The sequence below is a fragment of the Sphingomonas flavalba genome, from assembly GCF_047553045.1.
GTDB lineage: Bacteria > Pseudomonadota > Alphaproteobacteria > Sphingomonadales > Sphingomonadaceae > Sphingomonas_L > Sphingomonas_L flavalba_A.
Genome location: NZ_CP180208.1, coordinates 69,091 through 93,986, shown reverse-complemented (window position 1 = coordinate 93,986; position 24,896 = coordinate 69,091). Strand labels below are relative to the sequence as shown.

Sequence of the window (24,896 nt, the reverse complement as noted above, 5' to 3'; positions counted from 1 at the left end):
CGGCCGGCGGCGGCCTACCGGTCGCGCGGCACCGCCAGCGTCTTCTCCGTGGCACTGCCGGTTGCCAGTTGCGCGGCGCCCACCGCCTGCGGCTTGCACGCCCCGCGCTCGAACAGGGTGATCTGGTCGTCACCATGCGCGCCGGACCGGCCGTCCGCCCCGACGAACCCGCTCTGCCCCGGCGCCATCAGTGAACACATCTCCATCCCACCAGGGCGCAGAACGTACTGGACGTCGGCGGTGCCGCGATTCTGGTAGAGCGCGGCGGTCCGGTCGGCCGCCGCCCACGGCACGCCGATCGCGTTCACTTTCGAAAACCGGTGCGCGGCGGCCGGTGTCAGCCAGCGCGCCATGTCCGCCCCGAACCGGTGCCGGAGCTGGCCGACCGCCTGCTCCAGCGCGGCGCGGACTACGGCATCCGCCGACGCCCCGTTCAGGAAATCATAATGCTGCGGCACGCCGGCCGCCCCGCCGCGCAGGGCATTGAACAGCAGCGACGCCACCGGCGCCGGCCGCACGCTCCCCGGCGTCCTGCCGCCGGGTGCGGGATATCCCAGATCGCGCAACGTATCGAGAATCGCGGGCGGCAGGTCGTCGGCGAACACGGCCTCGGCCATCGCCGAAAGCCAGGCCTGCAGGATGGTGACGCCGGGGCCGTCATAATGCCCGTCGCGGTCGGCGTCGGTCAGCTGCATGTCCCACGCCAGCACCGCGTCGGCGGCCTGCCGGGCTGGATTGTCCGGCGCCAGCGCCGCCGCCGCGCGGCCGATGCCGTCGCGGAAATAGCGGATATTGAGGTCGGCATGCGCGGCGGCGTTGCCGACATCCCAGATCGCCTCGCGCGTCAGCCTGGCGTTACCGTCGAGCCGGGCGGTGATCTCGTTGACGCGGTCGACAAGCCCGAAGACCGCACCGTCCGCGCGCAGCCCAGGCGCGATTTTGTTGTTCCAGCTCGCGAAATAGCCGGCGCCGGGGTTATAGGCCTTGGGGTTGGCGCTGAACGGCAGCAGGCCCTGCCATTCCATGCTGCCGTCGCCGCGCGCCGGGAAGCGAACATCCTGCTTGGCCGGGCGCCGCGGCAAAGCGCCAAGGCCGGCCGCGCCGATATTCCCGTGCACATCGGCATAGAACCAGGTGATCGACGCACTGACCCGTGCCGCCTGCGTCATGAACGCCGTCCAATCGCTGGCCTGGGCCGCCTTCGCCCAGCCCAGCATCGTTTCCACCTCGGCGCCGTGCCAGGACCGCCTGATCGTGTACGCGGTGTTATTGGGAAGGTCCCAGCTCTGCACCGGGCCATGCACCGTCGCGTAGAGGACGACGGCGCGATCCGCCTCGCCCTTCACGCGGATGGTTTCGGTCCGCCTGTCCATCGCCACGAACCGCCCGTTGAACCGGTATTGATACCGGTCGGCGGGGTTGAGCTGCTCCTGGTAACTGTCGTTGGTGTCCAGCGACCCCACCGTCGACCCCCAGGCAATCGTGCCGTTGGTACCGAACAGCACCGGCAGCAGGCCGACCGGGGTCATGCCGGTCAGGTCGTAACCGGCACCGTGCAGGCCGATCGCGGCAACGAAGGCGGGGTTGGTGAACCCCTGTTGCGGGCCGTTGTGGAGAATCGCCACCCCATCCGCCGTCCGTTCCGGCCCCAGCACCCAGGCGTTGCTGGCGGTAGGCATGCCCTCGGTCGCGGCCAGGCCGGAGAGCGCGACCTGCGCGGCGCGGAACGCCACGGCGCCAGACGACGACAGCGGCCGCAACGGCGCAGTCGCGCGGGTAGCCGGCTTCGGCGCTACCGGCACCGAAGACGCTTCGTCCGCGCCGGCTGGCTGCCGGATGATCGTCGGCGCGCGCGGGTCGTCGCGCCAGCGCATCTGGTCATAGATCTGCCGGCCGATCCGCTCACCCCGCGCCGCGACCAGATCGTTCAGCAGCGCAAGATTGGCCACCTCCATCGTCCCGCCGAAAAATCGCTGCAGGATCAGGCCGATCCACACCAGCGCCGTGTCCTCCGCCGTCCAGCGCTGCGGGTCGAACCCGGCATCGACGAATTCGCGCGGCAGCAGCCGGTCGCGCGCGGCAAGAACTTCGGCGATGCGCGCGTTGATCCCGGCGGCATAGCCGTCGAACATCGCGCGATCCTCTGCCGAAAGCGCCGCCATCTGCCGGCGGATCGACGCGATGTCGGTGCCCGTCCGGGTCGCCACATCGGTCGCCACGAAGTCGGCACCAAGCACTTCGGCGACCGTGCCATTGCCGGACCGGCGGGCCATTTCCAGTTGGTAAAGGCGGTCTTCCGCCATCGCATAGCCGAAGCCGTAAAAAAGGCCGTAGCTGGTGTCGCCATAGACGTGCGGCGTACCCCACGGGTCGCGGCGGATCGTCACCGTCTCCATCGCCGGCGCGCCGGCATCGGGCTGCACCCACGCCGCCGCAGGCGTCGGCACGGGCAGAAGCACCCCGCAACCCATTATCAACGCGCCAAGGCCGGCCATGTGTCGAATCATGAATGTTCAACCATTTTTCGGCGAATAGGCGAGCGGGCGCACCGAAACAAGGCGCCGCCCGCACCGGGGCGCGGGCGAGCGCGTTCAGTCGCGCATCGCCTGGATCTCGTCGTCACGTCCGGTCATTTCCCAGCGGATCAGTGAAATCGGGATGGAGCCGGCGGCGCGGAAACGGTCGTGAAAGCGCTTGATGTCGAACGCCGCGCCCTCCTGCATCGCGACATCGGCCATCAGCTTCTCCAGCTCCACCTTGCCCATGTAATAGCCAATGCCATAGCCGGGCTGACGCAGGTAAAGCTCGATGTCGAACTGGGCGACGGCGTCTCCCTTCGCCATCCACTTCGGCGTCCGGGCGATCAGGGACTCGTTCGCCTGCTGCCAGGTCCATTCATTGGCCTGCATCTTCAGCTCAGGCAGGACGCGGGCGGCCCGTTTCGCGCCAAGGATATAGTCGATCTCGCGCGTCTTGGGCCGGTCGTCCAGCATCCCCGCCTGCAGGATCATCTCCTCCAGATAGAATGCCCAGCCCTCGTTGCGCAGGCCGTTGACGAAGAACAGCCGCGGCGCGCCGCGCACCGGCCGCGTGTCGCGCGCCGCCTGCAACGCGTCGAACGCATGGCCGGGCAGGTTATGGGCACGTAGGGGCCGCCCGTCGCGAAACTCGGCCTGAAAGAAAAAATGCAGGTTGAGCGGCGGGTCGAACAGGCCCGGCTTGGACGGGTCCTTCTCGAACGGGAACTGGTACGGCCCTTCTTCCGGGTCGTGCTGGACATAGTCAGGGATGGTCACCCAGTCGCCGTCGCGCAGGAAGGCAAGCAGCGCCTCGTCCTCCGCCTTGCGCTTGGCATCGAACGCGGCGCGGGTCTGCACCGGCTCCGGCATCGCGATCGCGCGGTTGCGATGCTCCTCGATCTTCAGGAAGGCGATCTGCCGCTGATATTCGCGCTCGCCGATCACCCCAACCTGTTCGGGGGTGTAGGGCAGCAGCAGCACATTCTTCAGATACCAGGCGTAATTGTCGTGGCCGACCCCGCCATGCGCCGGCAGACCGGCCTCGATACTCTCCAGCCAGGCCTTGAATTCGGCCGCGGCCGCCTGCGCCCGCCGTGCCGGGGCGGCAAGCGCCGGCTGCACCTTGTCGGCCTGCGCGGCCAGTTCGCCATAGACATTCACCTCGACCTGCTTCTGCGCGATCGCCAGCCGTGCCAAGTCACCGCGCGGCTCGGTCAGGTTGACGCGCGCCTGCCGCAGAATCGCCGGCACGGCGTCCAGCTTCGTTCGGAACGCGGCAAGGCGGTCCTTCGGCAACGGCAGCTTCGGGATCGCCATCGCCCCGTGCATCTTCGGTCCGAAGCCCAGGTTCGTCGTGCTGTAGAACGCCGGGTCGCGCTTCCACGGCTGGACGACACGGTGCTGGAACTCCAGCCCGCGCATCTCGGCCAGCACCACCATGTAATCGACGCGCTCGGCAACCGGCCAGTCGCTGTCGTCGATCGCCTTCAACCGCGCGCGGAACCGTTCCAGCTCCGCCTGCTGCGCGGCCATCGCCGCCGGCGAATAATCCGGCACGCCGTTCACCACCGCTGGCGGCACTATCGCGCGAAACGCTTCGTACAGCGTGACCAGTGCAGCGTGGTCTGAACGCTGGGCCGGCGCCTGCGCGGCAAGCGCCGGCGCGACGGCAACCGACAGAACAGGGGCCGCCAGCAGCGCGGCAGCAAGAGGGAGCAATCGGGTATTCATGGCAATTCCCTTTCTGCGCATCACCGCGGCCGGCGTCACAGTGCGTTGAAGAAACGGCCGAGCCGGTCCATCGCTTCCTTGACCCGCGCCTCGGATTCGGAACCGAAACAGACGCGCAGGTGGCCTTCGCCGCCGGGGCCGTAGAAGCTGCCGGATTCGACGACGACATGCGCATCCTTCAAAATCGCCATCGCCAGCTCGTGGGACGTGCGGCCGGTGCCGGTGATGTCGGGAAACGCATAAATCGTGCCTTCCGGCTCAGCGCAGGTCACGCCGGGCATCTGGTTCAGCGCCTGGACGACGATATCGCGCTTGCGGCGGTCCGCCGCGACCAGGGCGTGCATCGCATCCTGCGGGCCTTCGACGGCAGCGCGCGCGCCTTCCTGGACAAAGACGTTGACGTGGGTGACGTCGGTCATCGCGATCCGCAGGATCGCCGGCATCAGCCGCGCGTCCGCCGTCAGATAGCCGATCCGCCAGCCATCCATCGAATAAGCCTTGGTGAACGCGAAACAGGTGATCGTGCGCTCGCGCATGCCCGGCAGGCTGGCGATGCTGACGTGGCGCGCGTCACCATAGGTGATGTATTCATAGACCTCGTCGGACAGCACGAGCAGGTCGTGCGCGATCGCCAGATCGGCGACCTGCTGCAACTCGTCGCGGCTGTAGACGCGACCGGTCGGGTTGGCCGGGTTGATCAACACGATCATCCGCGTCCGGTCGGTGATCTTCGCCGCGATGTTTTCCTTGGAAATCGCGAAATCGTTGGCCGCGTCCAGCTCGGCCACCACCACCTTGCCGCCGGCCAGTTCGGTCTTGCCGACATGCTGGGGGTAATAGGGGGACAGCAGGATGACCTCGTCGCCGGGATCGATCGCCGCCATGAACGCGGCAAAGGATGCGTGGGTCAGCCCGTTGGTGACCAGCACCTCGTCGGCGCCATAGTCCAGCCCGTTGAAGGAGCGCAGCTTTTCGACCAGCGCCTGCCGGAAGGACAGCGTGCCGCGAAAATCGCCATAATGGACGATGCCGGCGTCAAGCGCCGCCTTCGCGGCCTCCTTGATGTGAACCGGCGTGTCGGCATGCGGCCGGCCAAATTCCAGATGGATCAGGTCGGCGCCCTCGGCGTCCAGCTTCACTGCTTCGTCGTACATGCCGAAGCTTTTCTTCGATCCGGTCGTCAGGCGCTGGGCCGGCCACTTCATCTGCGATCTCCAAACACTGCCATCATGTGAATTATTGCGTGATATATCTCATTTTGAAAGCCAAGTCTCCCCTTGCCGAGCATGGCGCGCGGGCAGGCGGGCCGAACACGGCCAAACGGAACGGGACCGCCGCCGGCCGGCGGCGTTATTTCACCAGCAGGACGCGGCTCGCCGGCGGGGCCAGCCACTCAAGCCCCCGCGCGGTGACCATGCCGTTATCCTCCAGCGGGATCTTGATCTTGCGCGGCCCCCATTCGGGCACCGGCGTATAGAGGAACAATTCGATCGACAGGAAATTGCCCGGTCGCAACGTGTAGGTCATCCGGAGCGGGTTGAAATCCGCCATCGACGGGCCGGACCCATGCCCCCAGTCGCCGACCGCGTGACTGCCGATCACCACGTCCGACACTTTCATATCGCTGCTCGGGTCGTCATAGCGGCCCATCGCCAGCCCCGGCGTCGCGGCGACACGCTGCTTGGCCGCGGCCAGCGCCTCCCCGGCGGTCACGCCGGGGCGGACGGACTCGGTGATCATCCGCCGGATCTCCAGTGCCTTGTCGAACGCCCGCTGCACCCCGGCCGGCGGCCCGTTCTCGCCCGGCTTCAGCACATAGGCCATGCGCTTCATGTCGGTATAGGCGAGCAGATAATTGACGCCCCAGTCCATGGTGATCAGGTCACCCGGCTGGATGACATGGTCGCCGGATACCGGCCCACGCTCGCCGGGGCCAAGCACATAGATGCTGGGAATGCCGAAACTGTTGCCCAGCCCGTTCTCGTACAACCGTTCCATCATCCACCAGGCGACGTCGCCGGTCGTCGTGTGGCCGGGGCGGATCACTTCGTTCGACAGCGCGCGCTCGGTAATGGTGCGGGCATATTCGCCGGCGCGGGCAAAAGCGGCGATCTCGGTGGCGGTGTGCCGCGACCGCACGTCGGACACCAGCTTCTCCGCCGACACCAGCCGCGCCGCCAGTTCCGGGCCAAGCGTGTTACGCAAATGTTCGTGGAGTGAATGGCTCAACCCGTCGGCCGTGCCGATCTCCGTCGCGACGTTGATGCCGATCCGCTTCGGCGCCCGCGCCTCGACAAAGGCGCGCAGGCCCGATGGCGCGCCCTTTATGTCATAGAGCGGGCACTGGTCGAACGCCGCGCCGCCAATGCCCAGCGCCGCCCGCTCGATCCGTCCGCCGCCGCGGTCGGTGAAGATATAGTAGCCGATATCGCCGACATAGCCGCCGCCCAGCATCGCCGCGTTCGGGTCGTCATGCCCCTCGCGCGACGCGACCAGCCACATGTCGATGCCGTTCTCGCGCATCGCCTCGGGCAGGATCAGGTCCAGCTTGTCCTTGCGGATCTGGCACAGTTGCTCCCAGCGCTGCTTCGCCTCCTGCGCCTGCGTCGGGGCGGCAATCATCGTCGACGACAGCGCCAGCGCGCTCAGCAGCAACCGCAATCCGTTCCTTGGCACCGGCCTCTTCCTCCCCGTCGGTCGTGCCGTAAATCGGCATCGGTCATCTATCCGTTTTCACGTAAATCTTGTCAATTTCGACGCGATGCGCGACAGGCCGCTTCCCGGCGCGGAGAACCGCTCGCACGGCGGCCGTCGCGGCAACTCGGCTCAAATACACCTGCTTCGGGTTGTTTCGCGCGGGCGGCGGCAGCCATGATCGAGCGGCTTGATCCGACCGGATATTTGAGGAAGACATGCGCCAGGACCGGCGGACGCATCGACGGAGACCACAGGGGATCAAATGGAAAATCGTAGCGATTACGACCCGAGCAGTGCGACCTTCCGCCTTGAAAACTCGCCCTTCTACCTGATGGCTCACGCCGACTTCAAATATCACGAGGACATGGACAAGGTGCTGCACAAGCACGGCGTGTCCAAGCCGGTCTACCGGGTCATGACCGTGCTGCGCGAACGCCAGCCGGCCAGCATCGGCGAAATCGCCGAAGCCGCGCTGACCAAGCGTTCGACGATCAGCCGGATCATCGACCGGATGGTCGAACAGGGGCTGGTAACCACCGAGTCCAACCCCGAAGATCACCGGATCACCGAAGTGACGCTGACCCCCGGCGGCCAGCAGACGCTGCGCAAACTGACGCCAATCGTCGGGCGGCAGTTCACCCGGGCGATGGACGGTATCAGCAACCGCGACATCGCCCATCTGCTGCGCACCCTGCAGAAGATCGGCGCCAATCTCAGCAAGCTGCCGATCGAATAACCTTCATCCGGTCCCCGGCGGCGGCTGGGCCGGGGACCGGGCGCTGGCGCCGGACCGGCGGTTAGCGGGCCGCTCCGTCGACCACGACCTTGCCGTCGGCGATCACGTAGCGGACGTCGCGCAGGTTACCGAGCGAATCGAGCGGGCTGGCGCCGACGATCAGGATATCGGCGATCTTGCCCTTTTCGACCGTGCCCAGCTTGTCGCCCATCCGCATGATCTCCGCGCCGACACGGGTGGCGGAAGCCAGGACATCGGCATTGCTCATCCCCGCCTGGCTCAGATAGGCGAGTTCGCGGAAATAGGCGTCGGGATAGCGGGTATCGTTCTCGAACGGGATGTCGGTGCCGACGCCGATCGGCACCCCGGCGCGATAGGCCTCGGTCACCTTGTTCAGATGATCCTGCTGGTCGATGACGAAGCGGCGCGAATGGGTGTGGTAGAAACCGCCGGTCGGGATGCCCGCCGTCGGGTAGCCGCCCTCCAGCAGATTGTCGAACGCGCCGATCGTCGGGACGAAAGCGGTGCCGTGCTTCTTCATCAGCGCCACCGAACCGGCGCTCATCAGCAACGGATGTTCCAGCGTGTCGACCCCGGCCTCGATCGCCCAGTCGGTGTATTCGCCATAGCTGTCGATCGCGACCGGGACGCCCAGCGAATGGGCCTCGTCGATCGCCGCGGCCAGTTCCTCCTTGCTCGCCGGCGCGCCCAGCTTAATCCAGTCGGCCAGGTTGCGGACCTGATGGCGAACGGCCGCGCGCCATTCCCACGGGCCGTTATAGCCCTTGGTCGTCCCGCCCATCGCCGGCTTCTGCCGCCCTGTGGCTGTCGACGTCACCTCGTCGCCATGGCCGCCGGTGGTGGCGATGATCCGGCCGCTCCACAACACGCGCGGCCCGCGCACGACACCGCGGTCGACGGCTTCCTTGATACGCAGCGCCACGTCGTCGACGGTGCCGACATCGCGCACGGCGGTGATGCCAGCGCCCACCAGTTGTTCAGCCAGCGCAACCCCGCGGATCGCCGCGCCGGCCGGGCTGTCGGCATATTTGCCGAAATCGGCCCCGCGCTGCTGGGTGAAATGAATGTGCAGGTCGATCAGCCCGGGCAGGATGTACAGCCCCGTCGCGTCGATCCGCCGCGCCGCGTCCGCCGGAATCGCAACGCTGCCCGCCGGGCCGGCGGCGAGTATGCGATCGCCCTGGGTCAGCACCACGGCATTGGCGACAGGCCTGCCGCCACGCCCGTCGATCAACGTGCCGCCGACGATGGCGACGACCGGCTCGCGGCTGCGGTCGACCGGCGGGATCGGCAGGCGGCGGATATCGTCTGTGGTTTCGGGGATCGGGCGCTGCGCGGCGCCCGCCGTCGGTGCCAACACGGCCAGCACAGCGAACACGCCAGCGCCCAGAGCAGCACGCCGCCCGCGGCCAAACGCCGAACGACCGATGGACATGATAGGCATGACGATCTCCAGAACATGTGATTTTACACGTGATTTAAAGCGCGATTGCCTTGACGATACAAGAGGGATTTGCTTGTCTGACACCAGATCGGGTCGGCCGGCGATCGCGATCGCCGGGAGGGCGTCATGCAAACGGCCACGCCACGCGCGGATCTCGAACAGGCGCTCGGCCGGGCAATGGCGCTGGCCAAGGCGGGGCAACTGACCCCCGCCGAGGCCGAACTGCGCGCGATCCTCGCCCGGACACCCGCCCAGCCTGACGCGCTGCAACTGCTCGGCATGATCGCCCGGCAACGCGGCGATCAGGCGACGGCCATCGCCCTGTTCCACCAGTCGCTGGCCGCCCGCCCCGCCCAGCCCCACGTGCTGAACAACCTCGGCAACAGCCTGGCGGCGCTCGGCCGCCACGCGGACGCGGCGGAGGCTTATGGCCGGGCGCTGACCCTGCGTCCCGGCTATGACGAGGCACGGATCAACCGCTCTGTCGCCCGGATCGCGCTTGGCGATGCCAGGGCCGCGCATGCCGAACTCCGCCGGCTGGTCGATGCCCGGCCGGATCAGGCGCGCGGCTGGGCGGTGCTTGGTCAGGCGCTCAACGCGCTGAACCGCAACGCCGAGGCGGTCGACGCCTATCGCGCCGCGCTTCGCCTCCGCCCCGGCCACCTCCCCTGGCAGCACAATCTCGCGGTGGCGCTGCGGCTGACCGGTCGGGCGGCGGAAGCACTGCCGCTGTTTCGGGCCTGCGCCGCCGGCATGCCGCAACAGGCGGATATCCTCTACAATCTCGGCCATTGCCTTCAGGACCTGGGGGACGCGGGCGCGGCGGCGGACAGCTATCGCGCCGCGATCCGGCTGGCGCCGACCGACGCGGCGATCCACGATTCGCTCAGCCGCCTGCTCTGGGCGCAGGGTGAGCGCGACCGCCATGTCGACAGCTACCGCGCCGCGCTCGCCGATCATCCTGACGCGCCCACCCTCCTCGCCGGCCTCGCCGCCCGCCTCACCCTGTCCGGGGCGGCGGCGGACGCGGCGACACTGCTCGCCCCGGCGGTGGCGCGCGGCATCGGCGGCGCCGAACTCCGCTATCGGGAAGCGCAGGCTCTGTGGTCGAGCGGCGCGGCGCAACCGGCGCTGGCGGCGTTCGACGCCGTGCTCGCCACCGAAAGCGGCCATGCGGGCGCGCTATGCGAATCGGCCCGCGCCCTGCTCATCCTCGACCGGGCGGAGGCGGCGTTGCCGCGCCTTGCCCAACGCCTCGCCGCCGCGCCGCACGATCAGCAGGCGCTGGCGCTGCAGGCAGTCGCCTGGCGCCTGACCGGCGATCCACGCGCCGGCTGGCTGGTCGATCCGGCGCTGATCGGTCGTGTGGCGCTGCACCCCGGCGATGGCGACGGCACCGCCTTCAACCGCCGCCTCGACCGCGCGCTCGACACGCTCCACCATGCCCGCCACCACCCGCTGGAGCAGACCCTGCGCGGCGGCACCCAGACGACCGACGACCTGTTCGGCCGCGCGATACCGGCGGTCGACGCCATCCGCGCGCTGATCGAAGACGGGGTCCGGCGCTATATCGCCGCGTTACCGGACGATCCCACCCATCCTTTCCTCAACCGCAAGGGGCGTGGCTTCGCCTTCTCCGGCTCCTGGTCGGCGCGGCTGCACGACGGTGGCCACCACAGCAACCATATCCATCCGCAAGGCTGGATCAGCGCCGTCTACTATGTCGCCCTCCCCGCCGCTGTCGCGCAGGGCGAACAGGGCTGGCTGTGCTTTGGCGAAACCGGGCTGCGGCTCGGCCCGCGCGAACGCGTGCTTCACCGCATCCGCCCGGAACCGGGGCTGCTGGTATTGTTTCCGTCCTATTTCTACCACGGGACCGTGCCGTTCGCGGACACCGCCCACCGCACGACCATCGCTTTCGACGTCGTACCGGGCTGATTGCCGGGGCGGCCGCTGCCTGCCCCGGCCGCCGTCACCCGCGCATCCGCGCGATCCAGGCGTCGACCTTCGCCTCAAGCAGGGTCATCGGCAACTGGCCCTGCGCCAGGATCAGGTCGTGAAAGGCCCGAATGTCGAACCGGTCGCCCAGTGCCTGTTCGGCGCGCCGGCGCAGCTCGACGATCTTCAGTTCCCCGACCTTGTAGGCGACGGCGCCGCCCGGCGCGCCGATATAGCGCGCCAGTTCGGTGTCGATGTTGATGTCGGCCAGCGCGGTATTCTCTTCAAAGCACTTCCGCGCCTGCGCATAGCTCCAGCCCATGACGTGAATGCCGGTGTCGACGACCATCCGGCACGCCCGCCACATCTCGGTCGACAGGCTGCCGAACGCTTCATAGGCGTCGCGATACACCCCCATCTCATGGCCCAGCCGCTCGGCATAGAGCGCCCAGCCCTCACGGAAGGCGAGCAGGTCGCGGGCGCGGCGGAAACCGGGGAGCGCCTTGTTCTCGTTGTTCAGCGAACCGTGGGTGTTGTGCCCCGGCGCCGCCTCATGCAGGCTCAGCGCCGGCACCTCGTAGAGCGGCCGCTGGTCGAGGTGAGAGGTGTTGACGACGAAATAGCCGGGGAAGCCCTTGTCGAAATCACCGCCGCCACCGCCCCGCGCGGTGGTATAGCCTTCCTCCAGCTCGCGCGGCACCGGCACGATCGTGAACGGCTGGCGCGGCAGGACGGAGAAATAGCGCGGCAGCACCCCATCGATCCGCTTGGCGGCCGCGGCGTATTTCTCGATCAGCGCCTCGCGGCTCGTCACATAGAATTGCGGGTCGGTCCGCAGGAAATGCAACCAGTCGGCGAAACTGCCGGTGAAACCGGCGGCGGCAATCACCTTGTCCATCTCGCCGCGGATGCGCGCGACCTCGGCCAGCCCCATCTGGTGGATCTGCTCGGCATTCAGGTCGGTCGTGGTGTAATAGCGCAGCAGGAAATCGTAATAGGCCCGCCCGCCCGGCACCGCGGCGATACCCAGATCCTTGCGCGCATGGGCGCGATACGGGCCGTCGATATAGGCAAGCGTCGCGCGCTGCGCCGGCCGGATCTCGGTCTCGATCAGCCGCCGCGCTTCCGCCAGAACGGCCGGATAGGCGTTCAGCGGCGCCAGCATCGGGTCCTCCGCCACCGGCTGGGCGATCTGCTTGCGCAGAATTGCGACGCCGACGTCGATCACCACCGCCGGATGGGTCCAGCCGGTTGCGACCCCGCGTTCGAGGTTTGCGCGCTGCTCGGCGAAATAGCGGGGAACCCCGCGCATCCGCTCCACCCAGGCGCGCGCCTCCACCTCGTTTCCGGGGTTGAGGGCGCGGGCCAGCGCGTAAGGGGTGTTGTAGAATCCTTCGTGGGCGACAAACGCGAAGCGACGCTCGTCGAAATCGATACCCTCGATCCGCCAGCCGATCAGTTCGCGCAGATAGGCCCGGTCGACGCGGCGCTCATCGTCGAGCGCAGTCGTGTCCAGCCGGTCAAGCGCACCGGCGATCTTCTGCAGCGCCGCCTTGCGGCGGGCCATGCCCTCCGGCGTCTCGTCCGGCCAGCCGCTGCGCGCGCGCGCCGGATCGGACCGCCCCGCCTCCATCGGATAATCTTCGGCGAAATGCTCGTACTGCGCGATCAGGTCGGGCAGGTTCGGCGTCGCCGCCCCACCGAGCAGCAGCGCCGCGCCGCTCAGCATTGCCGCGCGCACCAGGGCGCGGGGCAGGGACAGGGTTCGCTTGGCCATCACGGCTCCTTTCCGACGCGGCTCAGTTGGACAGATAGGCGATCGACATCAGCAGTTTCGGCAGCAGCGCGGCGGCGGCGTGGAAACGGATCGGCGCGGGACTGCGCGGCTGGACCGACAGCGCGGCCTCGTCGCCGGTGGCAAGGAAAGCGGCCACTTCCGCGCCCAGCACGCTGTTCGTCGCAATACCGCGCCCGTTGCACGCCTGAATTGCGATCGCGCCGTCGCCCAGGTCATAGATTTCCGGCAGGAAAGAGGTGTTGACCCGCGCCAGCCCCCGCCAGAGGAAAGCGATTTCCGCCGCCGGCAGCACCGCGAAATGCTGCGCCAGACGCCGCCGCGCCTCGCGGTACAGCCGGGCATTGCCGCTGACCATGAACGACGCCGGAAAGGCGGAAACAAGGTGGCCATGCCCGTCGATCCGGGCGGTGAACAGATAGGGCAGCTTGTCGGTGAAGCCACCGCCGGCCGGCAGGATGGCTTCGCGCTGCGCCGGGTCGAGCGGCGCCGTCGCGAACTGGAAGACGTGAAGCGGCAAAGTGGTCCGCCGCATCGCCGGGTGCAGCGCGGCGTTGCCACCGTTCGCCGCCAGCACCACCCGCGCGGCGCGGATGGTGCCGCCCGGCGTCCGGCAGGTCCAGCCGTCACTGCGGCGCTCAAGCGCGCGCACCGGGCTGTTGGCGAAAAGCCGGGCGCCCGCCTGTTCCGCCGCCGTCGCCAGGCCACGCACATAGGCCAGCGGGTTGAGGCTGCCGCCCTCGGCAAAGCGCAGCGCACCGCAATAACGGTCGGCGCCGAACAGCCGGCGGGCCTCGTCGCCGTCGATGAAGGCGACATCATGCCCGCGCGCGCGCCACTGTGCGGCATATTCCCGCTGGTTGTCGGCCAGCGCCTCGGTATGGGCGGGGGTATAGAAACCGTCGCGGCGCGCGTCGCAGGCAATGCCCAGCCGGTCGATCAGGTCGAACACATGCCGGCCGGAACCGCCGATCATCCCGGTCAGCCGCTCGCCCGCTTCCGCGCCGAACAGCGCGCGGGCGGTTTCCGGCGAATGACGGATATAATCGGGCGCGACCAGCCCGCCGCTTTGCCCGGTGGCGCCGTCGCCGGGCTGCCCGGCCTCGACCAGCGCGACGCGCAGGCCGCGTTCGCCCAGGTGCAACGCCGTCGCCATGCCGGCAATGCCGCCACCAACGATCAGGATGTCGGTGTCGACCACGCCGGACAGGGCGGACAGCGCCGGTCCCGGTGCCGCGGTCGCCGTCCACAACGGCTGGGTCACGCCATTGCCGCGCCCGACGGCAAGCAAGGGTCGGCGCTGCATCACCGCTCCACCGGGGCGCCGAAAGGGGCACGGGTCGCAACCGGGGGGAGCAGTTCCGCCGCGGCGCCCATTACTGGGAACAAAGTCATGACTGCGAACTTTCCTCGGCGCCCGGTCGGCGGGCGCCTTATCCTGCTATGCTTCAGCGTGTGGCTGGACTGCCCGACTCCGGCCGCCCGGTTCGCCGGGCCACGGCGACGAACAGCAGCACGAAACAGAGCGCGACGGGGGTGTTCATAATCATCGGCAACGACATCTCGTTGTTACCGACGATCGTCACGGCAATGAAGATGGCCGTGCCCTCCTGGCGCATCAGATGCTCGATGCCGATCGCGACATTCTCGCGGCGGGTAAACCCGGCGAACTGGACGATCGACATCACCACCACGACCATGATCAGGTTCAGCGCCACGGTGATCCAGAACAGCGCGCCCAGATTCTCGCGCAGCACCGGCACCTGATCGTAAAGGATCACGCCGAACGAGCTGAACAGCACGATCGTCGCGGCATTCTTCAGATAGCGCTTGAACCAGATCGCGAAATCCGGACGCCACCGCCGGACGGCAAAGCCGACCGCGGCGGGCAGCACGGTGATCGAGAAGATGTCCCAGAAGAACGAAGCAAGCGGCACCTGCACGTCGGCTTCCAGCCCCATGAAATGGAGCAGCGCGAAATGCGCGTAGAAGGGCACGACGAAAATGTAGATCATGCTGAGGATCAGCGTCATCGACATCGACAGCGCCAGGTCCCCGTCCGCCATGTCGGTGAACAGGTTCGACAACATCCCGCCCGGCGTCGTTGCCAGCAGCACGAAACCGACCGCCAGCGCCGCCGTCGGCGCAACGGTCACCGCCAGGGTCAGGCCGATCAGCGGCGGCACCACCAGCATTGAGCAGACACCGAAGATCAGGGCGCGCTTGTTGCGGAACACCTGCCGGAAATCGGCGGCGGTCAGCGACAGGCCCATCGACACCATGATGGCGACCAGCGAGCCGGGGAGCAGCCAGTTGCCCAGCAACGCCATCAGTTGGTCATAGGTCATCGGCGGCGGTCCTCAGACGGTTTCGATGGTCATGGTGCAGGCACCGCTGCGCCGGATGCTGCGGCAATCGGCCTGCGCCTTCGCCAGATCCTCGTCGAGGATACGGGCGCAGACATTGGCCTGAATCCAGCCGAACGGCATCAACAACCGGCCACCGCCGGCGTAGAACAGCCCGATGTCGTAAAACGGCCCGGGCGGCAGCCCCTTGGTGCTGCCCGCCGCGAGATAGGCGAGAACGATGTCGCCCGCTTCGGGAAAGGCGGTGGCGTTCTCGGCCGGGATCGGCGGCTGCGCCATGCCGGCGGGCAGCGTGCTCGACGGCATCGGCACGGAAATTTCCGGGCCGGTCCAGATCGCGTGCATCGCCTCGAACCCGGCCTTGCGTTCGGCGAGGTCCCACAGGAACGCCGTCGATTGCGGCGCTACATCGTCAAGCAACCGGCAGCGCGCGGACAGGCCGGACTGCGGCTCGACCAGACGGATGATACGCATGTCTTCCCCTATTTCCCGCCCAGCATCGCCAGATACTCTTCCTTCTGGAGAGCGATGGGTACGTTGCCGTTCAGCCACAGATAGTCGTGGAAGCGTTTCAGGTCGAAAGCCTTGCCTTCGGCCACCCGCGCCTCCGCCAGGAACTCGGCGGTCTGCAGCTTCCCGATCTGGTAGCTGATCGCCTGCCCCGGCGACGCGGCGAAGAACACCGCTTCCTCTTCGGCGGTGGCACGGTCCATCGGCACCATCCGTTCCAGATAGTCGGCCGCCTCGGCGATGCTGAATGCGCCCAGCGCCAGCTTCACGTCGACCTCGACGCGCAGCGCGCGCAGCCGGGCGAAATTGTAGATGATCTCGCGGGTCTTGGGCGCGTCGGCCCACAGCCCGGCCTGCAGCATCATCTCCTCGGCGTAGAAGCCGGTGCCCTCGTTGGCGCCACTGTCGTAATAGTGGCGGCGCAGCGGGTTCGGGTGCTTCCAGCCAAGCGTCAGCTGGAAGAAATGCCCCGGCACCCCTTCATGGACGATGATCGGGCGCGGGTCGCGGGTGATCGACAGGTTGAAGTACCCAAGCGCCGGCGACGGTTCGGGCAGATAGACGGTCGCGTCCTGGCCGACACGCACCCGGCTGGTCAGGTCGAACGTGCGGCCAAGCCAGCCGATCGGCGCCAGATAGGCGGGAAAGGGCCGCGCGTTGTAATGCCCGGCCCAGTCCGGCACGGTCAGCAGGTTGTTCACGCGCAGGAAATCGCGGACCTTCAGCTCGTCGGCGTTCAGCCGGGCGATCACCGCTTCGATCGACGCACCGATCGGCAGTTCGGGCACACCGGCATTGCGGTTGCGCTCCAGTTCCTCGAACAGCACGGCGCGCGCCCATTCCTGCCGCCCCATCACCTGCAGTTCCTCGGGCGAGTAGGGGTAGAGGGCAACGCTGCCCAGGAAATACCGATAGCTGTCGCCGCCGACCGCGGTCGCGTCGGACAATCCGGCGCGGCGCGCCTTCAGAAAGGCTTCGAAATCGGCGAAGGCCGCGTTCGCCCGCGCCGCCGCGGCGTCCAGCCGGCGGCGCTGCGCCGGCGTTGCTTCGGGCGCGATCCCGGCGACCATCCCGTTCAGGCTCGCCGGCACCGCCGCGATCTGTTCCAGCGCGACGTCGACGAACGGCCCGCGCATGTCGGTCAGATTGGCCTTGCCGGCAGCAAGGATCGCCGGCGCATTGCCAAGCAGGCGAATGACGCCGTCAATGCGCGCTGCCTCCAGCGGGGGCGGCGGCAGCAGCCGCTCGAAAATCGGGTTCAGCGCCTGCGCGACATAGAAATGCGGCTGGCGCTGCCAGGCGGCGACATGGTCCAGTTCCCAGCGCACCCGCGCCAGCGCCGACCCGACCAGCCGGTAATCGACCGTCTCGCTGGCCGAGCGCGGCCGGCCGGCCAGCGCCTGCCACCGCGCCTCGAACGCGGCCAGCCGCGCCCGCTGCGCGCCAACCGCCTGCGGCGACCAGTCGGGCAGCCAGTTGTCCGGCCGCACGATACGCGGGATGTCGTCGCTCGTCGCCGGCTGGGTCGTCGCCCGCCAGTCCCAGAACTCGGCGCCGAGCCGCTGGACGTCGGCCTCCGCCGACGCCGCCTGCGCGGCGAACAGCATCGCGCCGCCCACAACGGCGGTGATCAGGCGCCGCAACATGCTATTTCCTGTCCCGGACGTTGCGGTCGAAGAAATCGACCATTTTCTTGAATGCGAACCGCGCCTGCGGCAGCGTGTCGCTCGCCCAGGCGTGGTTGGCCCCCGGCAATGTCACCAGCTCGAACATCTGCTCGCGGCCGATCATCCCCTCCGCCAGCGCGATCGTGTCCGAATAGAGCACCACCGGGTCGCGGGTGCCGTGGATGATCATCAGCGGGTCGCGGATGCCCTGCGCCTGATAGAGCGCCGACTGCGCCTCGTAGCGGCCGGGCATGTCCGGGCCGTCGGGCGGCCCCATGATCCACATCTGCGACGGATAGGCGTGCCAGACGTTGGTCGCCGGCGCCCCGGCGATGCCGGCGGCATAGACGCCGGGCTTCTTGGCGAGCGACATGATCGTCATCAGCCCGCCATAGCTGGAACCCCACAGGCCAACACGCCGCGGGTCGGCATAGCCCTTTTCGACAAGGAAGCGGACGCCGCTCTCCAGGTCGTTGATGTCGGTTTCGCCATAGCTGTGATACTGGGTCTGGTTATGGTCGCGCCCCTGGCCCCAGGACCCGCGGATATTGACGTTCAGGACAATATACCCGCGCGCGACGAAATACTGGTCCAGCCCCCAGGTCGGGTGGGCGCGCCGCCCGCCCCACTGGTTGCGAACCGCGTCGGAATAGACCGATCCGACGATAACCGGATAACGCTTCGCCGGGTCGTAATTCGCCGGCAGGCTCAGCCGCGCAATCAACGGCACGCCGTCTACATGGCTGGGGAACTCGACATAGCCGATATTGGCCCAGGTCTGGTCATAGAACGCCGGCTGCGGCGAACGGGTCACCTGCACGGCACGCCCCGGCTTCGCGGTATCGATCAGGTACAGTTCCGGCGGCGTGTCGTCGTTGCTGTACCAGTCGGCGATATGACGGAAATCGGGTGAATAGACCGGCTCGTGCGTGCCAGGAGCGGCGCCGCTGATCCGCTTGATCGCCCCGCCGGCAACCGGCACCCGATAGATCTGCCGTTCCGGGATATAGGCTTCGTTGGCGGTGAAATAGAGCTGCCGCCCCTTGCGGTCGACGGTGAAGGATTCGACCTCCCACTGGCCGCTGGTGATCTGGCGCGGCGCGGCGCCCGCGGCGCGCTGGTGGTACAGGTGCAGCCAGCCGTCGCGGTCGGTCAGGATGATCAGCCCGTCGTCTCCGGGCGCCCACGCCACCTTCCAGTCGGGCCGCAGGTGCTTCGGCTCGCGCAGCTGGTAGAAAGTCTCGCGCGCGCCGGTCGCCACATCATAGACGTAGATCGTGTGGGCCTTGGCCTCCATGTCGGAGCCGCTGACGAACAGCCGCCTGCCATCGCCCGACAGGCCGTAATCCCAGATATGGTCCTTCGCCTCGGGCCGCTCGAAAAACCGGGTCTCGCCGGTGGCGAGGGTGACGACGCCGACCGTCGCCTTGGTCGTCTCGTCGCCCGGAAAGGCGCGGATGACGCGATTATTCTGCAGCGCGCCCTTGGCGTAATAATAGATATCGCGCTCCGGCATCGCGCGGTCGTCCCCCTGCTGGAAGGCGATCGTCCTGCCGTCGTCAGACCATTGGAAATCGTTGATATAGACCTTGGGATCGTCGGCACCGGCGACGCGGCGCGCGGCACTGTCGCCATTTGTGGCGACATCGCGCACCCACAGCACCCCGCCCAGCGTCACACGATTGCGCGCGTCGACCGGGTTGCCGGAAATAAAGGCCAGCCGCGTGCCGTCCGGCGACAGCGCCAGCTTGCGGATCGCCTGCTTGTCGGTCTCGACCTTCGTGATCGTGCCGTCAGCAGCCCGAATGTGCAGTTGCCCGCCAACGGTGAAGGCAATCCGGCCCTTGCCGTCGAGCGCGATCGCCTGGGCGACGCCCTTCTGCTCGGCCTCCGGCTTGCTGTCGCGGCCAAGGAACGTCAGCCGCGTCTTCTTGCCGGTGCGGACCGAATAGGCCCAGATGTCGCGAAAGCTGAAGCCCGCGTCGTTCCACAGGAACAGCACGGTGCCGCCGTCGCGGGTCCAGCTATAGCCTTCCGGCGTCGTGCCGATCAGGCTCTGGTATTGGTAAAGCGCATCGATCGACAGCGTCGTGCCCGCCACCGCCGCCCCGCCATGAACCGGCGCATGGGGCCACGGACGGTCCTGCGCCGCCGCCATCGTCGACAGCAGCAGCGCCGCCATCACCCCGGCCGACCGGAACAGACCCGGCCGGAATAGACTTGCCTTACCCATCTGGCGCAACCTCAACCTGTATAAACGTCCGATGGCACCCCGGCCGTGGCGGCACCATGCCGCCACGGCCGGGACATTTCCACTCAGAAGCTCGCCTTGAACCCGACGGTGAAGCGCCGACCGATGGCGTCGTAGGTTTCACGCTCGTAGAGGTAGTAAGGCGGGTTCCGATCGAGCAGGTTGTCGATCGCCGCGAAGAAGCTGAAATTCTCCACAACGTCGTAATTGGCGCTCAGATCGAAATAGTGGACGTCCCCGGTCTTCGGACGGGCAAGCTGCGGCATCGCTGCGCCCGACGCCTTGGCGCCGGCGATCCGGCCGTCCTTGGCCGAACCGATGAAGCGGTGGCGCAGGGACAGCTGCAGCTTGTCCGTGCCCCAGGTCAGCCGCTGGGTGAACCGCCATTTCGGGTTGGCCGTGCTGCAGCTGCCACCGCCGATATAGCCGGCACAGTTCACCGGGTTGGCGATCGGGCTGCCCTGCGTGATCGCGTCGATCAGGTAGGTGCCAGCCAGATAATAGCTGAGCGTGCCCGCCGAACCGAGGTTGTGGCGATAGTCGAGCCGGTAGTCGATGCCCGACGCTTCCATCCGCGCGATATTGGCGTTGAGCAACGGCACGTCATACAGCTGGCCGTCCGGCGTGCGGTTGCGAAGCGGCTGGCAGAACACGTTGCTGAGCGACATGTCGGCGTTGCAGGCGGTGATCACTGCCTGCAGACCGCCGCCGAACGAGCCGATCGCGTCCTTGATCTTGATGTTGTAATAATCGACCGTCAGCTGGAAACCCGGCAGGAAATCGGGGCGGAACACCGCGCCGACCGACCAGGTGTCGGACGTTTCTTCCTGCAGGTTCGGGTTGCCGCCAGTGATGGCGCGAATCTGCTGGTTCTCCTGCTGGAACACGTCGATCACCGCGCCCGGCACGCCAAGCGTGTTGACGCAGAAATCACGCTCCTGCGCGGTACGGTCGGGGCCGGCGTTACAGAAGTCGACGGCCTGCGGCGCCGTGTTGGTCGCACCCGAATACAGCTCGACCACGTTCGGCGCGCGCACCGCGCGCTGATACAGGCCGCGCAGCTTCAGCCCGCGAACCGGCGAGTACTCACCGCCCGCCTTGTACGACCAGACCGAACCGGCGGTCGAATAGTCGGAGAAGCGCAAACCGCCCTCGAAAGCGAGCAGTTCGAAGCCCGGCGTGTTGGCCAGGATCGGCACGTACAACTCGCCATAGACCTCAGCGACGTCGAACGAACCGGCGGTCGGGCTCAGCCCGGCCGAACGCGACAGCGCCTTGCCCTGCACATACAGCTGGTCGGGATTGAAGGACGAGCTTTCCTTGCGATACTCGGCGCCCAGCGAGATGCCGACATCGCCGGCCGGCAGGGTGAACAGCGACCCGGTCAGGCTCGCGCCGACCTGCTTCTGGCGGATCGTCGTGATGTTGGTCAGGTCGGTGTAAATATAGTCCATCATCTCCTTCGTCAGCGAATTGAGACCGAAGGGATTGAGGACGACACACTTGGGGTCCGCCGACGCGCACTTGTACGGGTCGGCCGGGTTGGTCAGGAAGCCGTTGGCGAAATTATCGATCAGCACGCCGCCGCCCTGGACGTCGGTGATCTTGGTCTGGCCCTGATTGAAGAAGACCTCCCACTTCAGCCGGTCGGTCAGGTCGCCCTTCAGCCCGACGACGAAGCGATAGAAATCGCGGGTCTGGTCGCTGGTCCGCGACCCGCCGTCAAGCAGACGGCGGTTGATGTTGACCGGGACCAGATTGTCGCCGTCCGCATCCATGTTCGCGCTCAGGAAATTACGCAGCGACGGGTCGAGATAGGGGTTGCGCAGGTCAAGCTGGAAACCCGGGATGAAGCCGGAACTGCTCATCGGCACCGCGCCCAGCGTCGAATTGATCTTGCTGTGGACGTAGGAACCTTCCCAGAAGGCGGTGACGCTGTCGGTCACGTCGAAATGGCCGAGCACCGAGCCCTGCCAGCGCTGCATCGGCATCTGCAGATTGGTGTACGGCCGGTCGTTGAAGCCGTCGCTCGCCCGGTAGGCGCGCCAGCCTTCCGGCGCGAAGAAGATGCCGGCGGTGCCGATCGTGTTGCCGTAGGGGTCGGTCAGGCCGACGAGCTGCGGGCTGAAGATCGTCCCCTGCGGGGTCACGCCGTTGCCGGCCGGGATCAGGCTCGGCACGCCGTTGACGACGGCGTCGGCCAGATAGACGGTGGCGTGGTCGCGCGCAGCGCCCTTCACCTGGGCGCGGTTATAATAGCTGCCGTGGAAGACGATGTTGCCGCGACCGTCGGCGAAGTTGCCGCCAGCCGTCATTTCCAGGTTGTAACGCGATGCATCGCCCTCGTCGCTGATCCCGTAGGAACCACCAACCTCAAGGCCCTCGAAATCGTCCTTCATCACGAAGTTGACGACACCGGCCATCGCGTCCGACCCGTACACGGCGGAGGCGCCACCGGTGACGACGTCGATCCGCGACACCAGCGACGGCGGGATCATGTTCAGGTCGACGACGCCGTCCTGCGACGCGCCGACGACGCGGCGGCCGTTCTGCAGCACCAGCGTGCGGACGGTGCCCAGGTTGCGCAGGTTGACCGTCGCGGACCCGTTGCCGCTGTTCGACTGGGCACCGGCACCAGCCACCGCCTGCGGCAGCGCGTTCAGCAGCTGCTCGCTCTCGACCGTGGCGGCCAGCTTGATCTCTTCGGCGCCGACAACGTTGACCGGGCTGTTGGACACGATGTCGGGGCGCGGAATGCGCGATCCGGTGACGACGATCGCCGCGCCGTCATCGTCATCCGCCGGCGCCTGCGCGATGGCCGCGCTCATCGCCGCCATCGAAAGAAACAGTGCCGAACCGGCCTTCAAACCTGCCCGAATGCCCATATCCCGCTTGATTCCCATGTTCGTTAAACTCCCCAGACCTGCGTATGCCGCCTGTGACCGCCAGGGCCGCTGACGTGCATCGCCATTCAAATCCCGTGAACAGTTGCGTGATTTTGATTATATTGCCCGATGGCGTCAATCGCCCGGTGTAAAAAATCTGAAACGTGGCATTTTTGATACGCCTCGCACGGCGGCGGTCATCGCCGCCATCTCCGGGACACGTCACCAACGCCCAGGCTATATCCATACCATTGTTATAACAGTGCTCCTTTTATTGCCTGACCGTACCGACCAGCACCAACCCGGCTTCCCGACGGCTTCTATATTGCCGGTGCCCGCAGTCCGGCACGCCGGCCCCGGCCTGCTGCGAAAGGCCCTTGACCGCCATCGGCGATCACCACATCATAACCAAATTCATGCGTTTTTAGTATTAAATACGCGCGACCACGTCTTGGCGCGGTCGCGCAACGGGAGACGAACCATGCGCAAGGCCTCGCTCATCCTCGCCGCGGCGCTGCTCGCCGGCGGCACCGCCCTCGCCCCGGCCGCCGCCGCGATCAACCCGGCCGCCGCCGCCCCGGCCGGCCCGCCCAACGGCAATGGCAGCCACGATGCGCTTGTCGCCCTGTTCGCCGCCTTCACCGAATGGAATACGCCAAAGGCAGTCGACGGCGTCGTCGACTACAGCCCCGCCGCCGTCGCGCAGCGCCGCGCCGAACTCCGCACCTTCCAGGCGAAGCTTCCCGATTTCGCCGTCGCGCGCTGGGGCCGGCACCAGCAGGTCGACTATCTGGCGGTCCGCGCCCAGATGGACCTGGCCGACTTCACCCTGAACGTCACCAAGCCATGGGCCCGCGACCCCGGCCTTTACATCGACACGCTACAACGGCTTGCCTATGCCGATCTGCCGCTGAAAGGCCCGGCGCTGTCCGCGTTCCAGGCCCGCTTGCGCGCGGTCCCGGCCTATCTGGCGCAGGCGCGGGTCAACCTCGATTCGGTGGCTGCCGATTACGCCGATCTGGCGATCCACAGCCTGTCGCACGGCGACGGCGTCGGCCACGGCATGCCCTACCGCGCGGTGGAGCCGGAAGGGCTGATCGGCTGGTTCGCCGATCTGCGCGGCCGCGCGGCCACCACCCAGCCGACGCTGGTCCGCGACATCGACGCCGCCCAGCGCGCGATCGCCGGGTTCCGCGACTGGCTGGTCGCCGCCCGCCCGGGAATGACGGCGCGCGCCGGCGTCGGCAAGCCGGCCTATGACTGGTTCCTGACCAACGTCCGGCTGATGCCGTATGATTCGGACCAGATCGTCACCCTCGCCGAGCGCGAGCTGAACCGCCACTGGGCGAACTACACGACCGAACGGCACCGCAACCGCAACCTGCCGGAACTCGACCTCGCCCGCTCGGCGGAGGAATATGAGGCGCAGCTCGCCGCCACCGACGCCAAGATCCGCGGCTGGCTGAAGGATGAGGAGATCATCTCGATCCCCGACTATATTCCGTCGAGCTACAAGGAAGTCGGCTTCAACGCGCCGTGGATCGTTCGCCCGAACGGGCCGATGTTCTGGGAACAGATCCAGTTCCGTGACGCGTCGCCCGACCACCTCCACGCCACCTTCCCCGGCCACCGGTTCGACGGAATGACCGGCCAGCGGGTCACCGACCCGATCCGCCGTCACATCCGCGACAGCGGCCGGACAGAAGGCTGGGGCTATTATCTGGAAGAAACCGCCCTCCAGCTCGGCCTGTTCGACGATCGCGCCCGCACCCGGGAATTCATTTACATCTTCGGCCTGTTCCGTGCCGCGCGGACGATCGGCGACGTGAAGATGCAGCGCAACCAGATGACCGTCGGCGAAACCATGGCATTCTGGAAGGAATGGACGCCCTATCTCGACGACAATGTCGCCCGGGTCGACGCCGCCATCTACATCCGCCGCCCGCCGGGCTACGGCATGACCTACACGATCGGGGCGATGCAGCTTCAGCAGCTCCTGGTTGATCGCAAGCGCCAGCTCGGCGACGCCTTCTCGCTCCGGGCGTTCCACGACTATCTGATGAACACCGGCCGCCTGCCGGTCTCGCTGCTGCGTTATGACCTGACCGGCCATGACGACGAGGTCCGGCGGTTCTGGAACCACGTCCCGCTGTCGACCCTGCTGGCGCAATCATCCTGACGCCGCCGGCGGGTGGCCGGTGGTGCGCCCGAGAGGATTCGAACCTCTGGCCCCCAGATTAGGAATCTGGTGCTCTATCCTGCTGAGCTACGGGCGCCCGGCGTCCGCCCTAGGGTCCGGGCGTTTTCGCGGCAAGCCCCCTTCTCGCCGCCCCGCC

At 67.4% G+C, this 24,896-nt stretch carries 15 protein-coding genes and 1 tRNA gene; 3 read left to right on the top strand and 13 right to left on the bottom strand.

Annotated elements, in window-relative coordinates:
- Positions 1-14: 14 nt before the first annotated feature.
- From ACMT1E_RS00460 to ACMT1E_RS00445, 4 genes are all read right to left on the bottom strand, one after another.
- A complete protein-coding gene (locus ACMT1E_RS00460; protein ID WP_414901507.1) occupies positions 15-2,459 on the bottom strand; it encodes a penicillin acylase family protein in 2,445 nt (814 codons plus the stop codon).
- A 132-nt stretch (positions 2,460-2,591) separates the two neighbouring features.
- Positions 2,592-4,250, bottom strand: coding sequence for a DUF885 family protein (locus ACMT1E_RS00455; protein WP_414901506.1), 1,659 nt, complete (start codon positions 4,248-4,250; stop codon positions 2,592-2,594).
- Between the two features lie 35 nt (positions 4,251-4,285).
- Positions 4,286-5,455 (bottom strand): pyridoxal phosphate-dependent aminotransferase, encoded by a 1,170-nt coding sequence (locus tag ACMT1E_RS00450; protein WP_414901505.1) that lies wholly within the window; start codon positions 5,453-5,455, stop codon positions 4,286-4,288.
- 145 nt (positions 5,456-5,600) lie between these two features.
- A complete protein-coding gene (locus ACMT1E_RS00445; RefSeq protein ID WP_414901503.1) occupies positions 5,601-6,926 on the bottom strand; it encodes a M24 family metallopeptidase in 1,326 nt (441 codons plus the stop codon).
- A 283-nt stretch (positions 6,927-7,209) separates the two neighbouring features.
- Between ACMT1E_RS00445 and ACMT1E_RS00440 the strand changes: the two genes are divergently transcribed.
- Positions 7,210-7,683, top strand: coding sequence for a MarR family winged helix-turn-helix transcriptional regulator (locus ACMT1E_RS00440; protein ID WP_414901502.1), 474 nt, complete (start codon positions 7,210-7,212; stop codon positions 7,681-7,683).
- A 61-nt stretch (positions 7,684-7,744) separates the two neighbouring features.
- Here the strand turns inward: ACMT1E_RS00440 and ACMT1E_RS00435 are convergent, their stop codons facing one another.
- The gene (locus tag ACMT1E_RS00435) at positions 7,745-9,148 is read right to left on the bottom strand and encodes an amidohydrolase family protein (protein WP_414901501.1); all 1,404 of its coding nucleotides are present in this window, start codon (positions 9,146-9,148) and stop codon (positions 7,745-7,747) included.
- A 126-nt stretch (positions 9,149-9,274) separates the two neighbouring features.
- On the opposite strand from ACMT1E_RS00435, the gene ACMT1E_RS00430 reads away from it, so the two are divergent.
- Positions 9,275-11,086: a tetratricopeptide repeat protein gene (locus tag ACMT1E_RS00430; RefSeq protein ID WP_414901500.1), complete on the top strand. Its 1,812-nt coding sequence runs from the start codon at positions 9,275-9,277 to the stop codon at positions 11,084-11,086.
- A 34-nt stretch (positions 11,087-11,120) separates the two neighbouring features.
- On the opposite strand, the gene ACMT1E_RS00425 is transcribed toward ACMT1E_RS00430, so the two are convergent.
- From ACMT1E_RS00425 to ACMT1E_RS00395, 7 genes are all read right to left on the bottom strand, one after another.
- The gene (locus tag ACMT1E_RS00425) at positions 11,121-12,863 is read right to left on the bottom strand and encodes a DUF885 domain-containing protein (RefSeq protein WP_414901498.1); all 1,743 of its coding nucleotides are present in this window, start codon (positions 12,861-12,863) and stop codon (positions 11,121-11,123) included.
- Positions 12,864-12,885: 22 nt separating this feature from the next.
- Positions 12,886-14,187: an NAD(P)/FAD-dependent oxidoreductase gene (locus ACMT1E_RS00420; protein ID WP_414901497.1), complete on the bottom strand. Its 1,302-nt coding sequence runs from the start codon at positions 14,185-14,187 to the stop codon at positions 12,886-12,888.
- 142 nt (positions 14,188-14,329) lie between these two features.
- Positions 14,330-15,229 carry a bile acid:sodium symporter family protein gene (locus tag ACMT1E_RS00415; protein ID WP_414901495.1) on the bottom strand — a complete coding sequence of 300 codons (900 nt, stop codon included), beginning with the start codon at positions 15,227-15,229 and terminating at the stop codon, positions 14,330-14,332.
- A 12-nt stretch (positions 15,230-15,241) separates the two neighbouring features.
- Complete coding sequence (locus tag ACMT1E_RS00410; RefSeq protein WP_414901494.1) at positions 15,242-15,721, bottom strand: DUF3830 family protein; 480 nt, start codon at positions 15,719-15,721, stop codon at positions 15,242-15,244.
- A gap of 8 nt (positions 15,722-15,729) precedes the next feature.
- The gene (locus tag ACMT1E_RS00405; RefSeq protein WP_414901492.1) at positions 15,730-17,403 is read right to left on the bottom strand and encodes a DUF885 family protein; all 1,674 of its coding nucleotides are present in this window, start codon (positions 17,401-17,403) and stop codon (positions 15,730-15,732) included.
- Position 17,404: 1 nt separating this feature from the next.
- A complete protein-coding gene (locus tag ACMT1E_RS00400; protein ID WP_414901490.1) occupies positions 17,405-19,657 on the bottom strand; it encodes a prolyl oligopeptidase family serine peptidase in 2,253 nt (750 codons plus the stop codon).
- Between the two features lie 83 nt (positions 19,658-19,740).
- Positions 19,741-22,503 carry a TonB-dependent receptor plug domain-containing protein gene (locus ACMT1E_RS00395; protein ID WP_414901488.1) on the bottom strand — a complete coding sequence of 921 codons (2,763 nt, stop codon included), beginning with the start codon at positions 22,501-22,503 and terminating at the stop codon, positions 19,741-19,743.
- Between the two features lie 538 nt (positions 22,504-23,041).
- Here ACMT1E_RS00395 and ACMT1E_RS00390 point away from each other — a divergent pair.
- Complete coding sequence (locus tag ACMT1E_RS00390; protein ID WP_414901486.1) at positions 23,042-24,739, top strand: DUF885 family protein; 1,698 nt, start codon at positions 23,042-23,044, stop codon at positions 24,737-24,739.
- A 20-nt stretch (positions 24,740-24,759) separates the two neighbouring features.
- Here ACMT1E_RS00390 and ACMT1E_RS00385 read toward each other — a convergent pair.
- Positions 24,760-24,836: transfer RNA gene (locus ACMT1E_RS00385), tRNA-Arg, on the bottom strand.
- Positions 24,837-24,896: the final 60 nt, after the last annotated feature.